This is a genomic window from Acinetobacter sichuanensis, assembly GCF_003024515.2.
Taxonomy (GTDB): Bacteria; Pseudomonadota; Gammaproteobacteria; order Pseudomonadales; family Moraxellaceae; genus Acinetobacter; species Acinetobacter sichuanensis.
On record NZ_PYIX02000110.1, the window covers coordinates 1 to 3,032 of the forward strand.

At 37.6% G+C, this 3,032-nt stretch carries 6 protein-coding genes; 2 read left to right on the top strand and 4 right to left on the bottom strand.

Translation table 11 applies throughout. From position 1 onward, the window contains the following. Positions 1 to 151 precede the first annotated feature (151 nt). The gene (locus tag C9E89_RS22030) at positions 152 to 352 is read right to left on the bottom strand and encodes a hypothetical protein (RefSeq protein WP_107010229.1); all 201 of its coding nucleotides are present in this window, start codon (positions 350 to 352) and stop codon (positions 152 to 154) included. A gap of 124 nt (positions 353 to 476) precedes the next feature. Between C9E89_RS22030 and C9E89_RS22035 the strand changes: the two genes are divergently transcribed. After that, positions 477 to 698, top strand: coding sequence for a hypothetical protein (locus tag C9E89_RS22035; RefSeq protein WP_107010233.1), 222 nt, complete (start codon positions 477 to 479; stop codon positions 696 to 698). Here C9E89_RS22035 and C9E89_RS22040 read toward each other — a convergent pair. The 3 genes from C9E89_RS22040 to C9E89_RS22050 all read right to left on the bottom strand — a co-directional run bounded on the left by C9E89_RS22040 (position 695) and on the right by C9E89_RS22050 (position 2,545). Further along, positions 695 to 1,045 carry a hypothetical protein gene (locus C9E89_RS22040; RefSeq protein ID WP_107010230.1) on the bottom strand — a complete coding sequence of 117 codons (351 nt, stop codon included), beginning with the start codon at positions 1,043 to 1,045 and terminating at the stop codon, positions 695 to 697. The genes C9E89_RS22035 and C9E89_RS22040 overlap by 4 nt on opposite strands. A gap of 499 nt (positions 1,046 to 1,544) precedes the next feature. After that, positions 1,545 to 1,748 carry a hypothetical protein gene (locus C9E89_RS22045; RefSeq protein ID WP_107010231.1) on the bottom strand — a complete coding sequence of 68 codons (204 nt, stop codon included), beginning with the start codon at positions 1,746 to 1,748 and terminating at the stop codon, positions 1,545 to 1,547. A gap of 41 nt (positions 1,749 to 1,789) precedes the next feature. Next, complete coding sequence (locus C9E89_RS22050) at positions 1,790 to 2,545, bottom strand: S24 family peptidase (RefSeq protein ID WP_228199104.1); 756 nt, start codon at positions 2,543 to 2,545, stop codon at positions 1,790 to 1,792. A gap of 98 nt (positions 2,546 to 2,643) precedes the next feature. Here C9E89_RS22050 and C9E89_RS22055 point away from each other — a divergent pair, with 98 nt between their 5' ends. Then, the gene (locus C9E89_RS22055; protein WP_107010232.1) at positions 2,644 to 2,880 is read left to right on the top strand and encodes a YdaS family helix-turn-helix protein; all 237 of its coding nucleotides are present in this window, start codon (positions 2,644 to 2,646) and stop codon (positions 2,878 to 2,880) included. Positions 2,881 to 3,032: the final 152 nt, after the last annotated feature.

A 3,032-nucleotide genomic window follows, 5' to 3' on the forward strand; every position in this document is an offset into this window, starting at 1 on the left:
AAGCTGGTTGTGTTTGGTGGTCGGGTTGTTACTGCTACTATTGAAGTGCCACTTAAGTATGCAGATGAGCTAAAAGCCACTCTTCTTGAATTCTCAAAAAAGAATGGCTGTTTGTTAGATATTAATTAATGCAAAAGGTTGATATCGTGGGTTAGAGCTTTTTCCAGTCATTAAGGCTTTGTTCTGTTGATTGCTCTTCATAACCTTTCTTGATTTGCTCTAAAGATTCCAAGTATACGTGAACCCATAATTCTGCATCAGTAATGTCAAAAGCGCTTTCATGTTTGGAACGCTCATTAATAGTTGCTTTAGTAAGCTCTAACGCTAGGGCTTCTATAATTTCAGGTTTCATATTTTCTCCGATATTTATGGATGTTTTGAGAACAATGTTGGTGCAGAGTCTCAACTTCATAATATTAGGGAAAGTATGGATTTTTAAAAAGAAAACCCACACTGGGTGGGTTGTGGAGTTTGTTATGAGTGATAATCAAGAATCAGAACGCGGAATTATTCCTGCAGGAACGCGAGTTAAGTTATTCGAAGGACGTGTAACTCTACTAGAGGATGTGGTGGTTGACGCTAATCAAGAGTGGATTGATAAAGCCATTAAAGATCAGCAGGATTATTTTAATGGCATCACAACCTGTTGTGATACTAAGGTTGTAGATGGTTTAAAATCCACTGAATGGATGCTTTAATCAAAAGAATATCCAACTATATCAGCAACCCTAAGCTGATATGACCTTGAGTTATCAGCAAGCAAATGTAGAAAAATCTGTCTAAGCTCATCGGGAAATTGACTAAGACTTTTTGTCTCATTCAAGACATCAATATGCTTCTTCCTTTCCACCTCAATCTCTTCAAGGTATAATTTTTTATATTTATTATTCGCTGGCAAGTCGTAATACTCCTCTGGGGTTAGTAGCTTGCCTGAGATCTCCCGTCCATTAATCAAAGCATTAATTTTGCAACGATCAGATAATGGTAGGTTGGACTCGGCAACCATAATTTTAAGTAACAAGGTATTGGTTCTCGTGTTTTTCATTCTTTTCTCCACCCGATCAGTAGGCTGCGTCGGGTTCGCAGTTTGATATTTTTCTAACTTGTATGTATTTTAAAAATAAAAGTGAGGGGTAGCTCGTCACCACCCCTCGTTTTTACGCAAACCAAGATAGGATTGCAATTACAGCGTAAAGGTTGATTTCTACGCTAAATTTCAAACCTTTTTTAGTCTGCAACGTCAGAGAAAACATGGCATAAACCTTGTAATTGTCTGGCGAGCGCTCACCAAGTTAAATTGGTGTAACTTGTATAGCGCTATGCCTAGCGCTTGCCCTGAAAGTGTGCGCACACCGTAGGGGCAGCAGCTCATCGTGTTTGCTGGAATTCCATCCCACTGATTTAAGAGAGTATCCACTCCGTCTCATTAGTGTGCTATTAACGACTCACCTTTAGCGGATTACTAGTCCGCAATTCGGGATTAGTGGTCCCGAATTCTTTAAAAACACCCAACATTATTTTGGAATTGTGTCGGGTTTGCAGTTTTAATTATCCGTTTTCTTAGGAAGCATTGGTTGTCCTGGTAATCTGGCTACTTGTTCCATGGTCAACACTGGAATCATGCGCAGATGACCAATACCTTCTGCTAATAATTTTATTTCCTCCGATGTTAGATGAAGGTCTGAACCCTCAGCCGCAGCAGCTCGGACTTTATCTAAGATTTCATTTACTGGGTAAGTGGGTAACATATTATTCTTTTCCTCTTCAAAGGTTTTACTTACAAGGTTTCTTAAGGCTTAACCAAAGCCAACTCTAAACGCCCCACAAAATTAATCTCATTAAGCTGTTCATTCGTTATAAATTCATCTGGATACCTGTTCTTATCAGGATTATCACTCGTAAGTTTCACAGTGTTAGATCCATAACTCACAAAAACGCGCTTCATTCTTAATTCGTAGTTATGCATAAAGACGTAAACATTTCCATTTTTTAATGCACTGGGATCTTTATCCGAGATATCTACAAACAATGGGCTATTTGGTGCAACCGTTGGATACATACTGTATTCAGCTGCATAAATTATTCTTAAATTTTTAGGATTTGACTCAACACCCATCATTTTTAAGAAGAGTGGATCAACATTAAGATAATCACTGACATCTTCTAGAAAGTTTTCAATACCTGCACCACAGGCAGCCTTTATATTCTTATAAATAGGGATTCGTACATGATTAGGATTAATAGGAGCATCACTCTCACGAAATCTAATTGGTGCAAAGTGAATATCATTTTTTGAAATTAAAGGTTGTTCAGAACCATTTAATAACCATTCAGCCGACACGCCCAAGAAGTCAGCAAGCAAAGGGATTTTAGCAGTCTCAGGAATTGCTTCACCTTTCAACCACTTTCCAGCTCCCTTGTCTGAGATGCCAAACTCTTTACTAAGTATACGAGCACGACCACGTACAGGATAGTTTTTGGCTTCCATCGCTTGATTAATGCGTTTTGCAAACTCTTCTTTAATTTTATCTGCAGGTGTATTCATTAAAAAATCCAGTGAACCAATGGTTCAATAATAATAAGTATTGAAAGAACTATCAGTTCTTGTTAAAGTTGAACCATAAGTTCAACATGGTTTAAGTTATGGACACTATTAAAGATGCAGTATCGTGTGCTGGCGGTGTAAAAACTGTCGCAAATTCAGTAGGTATTACAGAAAGAGCTGTTTATAAGTGGATTGCAAGAAATACGCTTCCATATACCGAATACAAAGGTGAGACAAATTACGCTGAAAAAATATCTGCCATGACAAATGGTCAGTTATCAAAAGATCAAATTTTGGAAATCGGTCTAAGCAAACAAGATATGCCAGTTGTCTAAAACAATTATCACTTGGTCAATGTTTTAAATATACGTGAAAGAAAACAAGGATTTCACAATGCAAGAAATTTCACTGAGTAGAGAAGCTCAAACTGCCATTTTTAAAATGATTAACCAAACGCAAGGGATTTCACCAAAAGAAATTGCTCAGG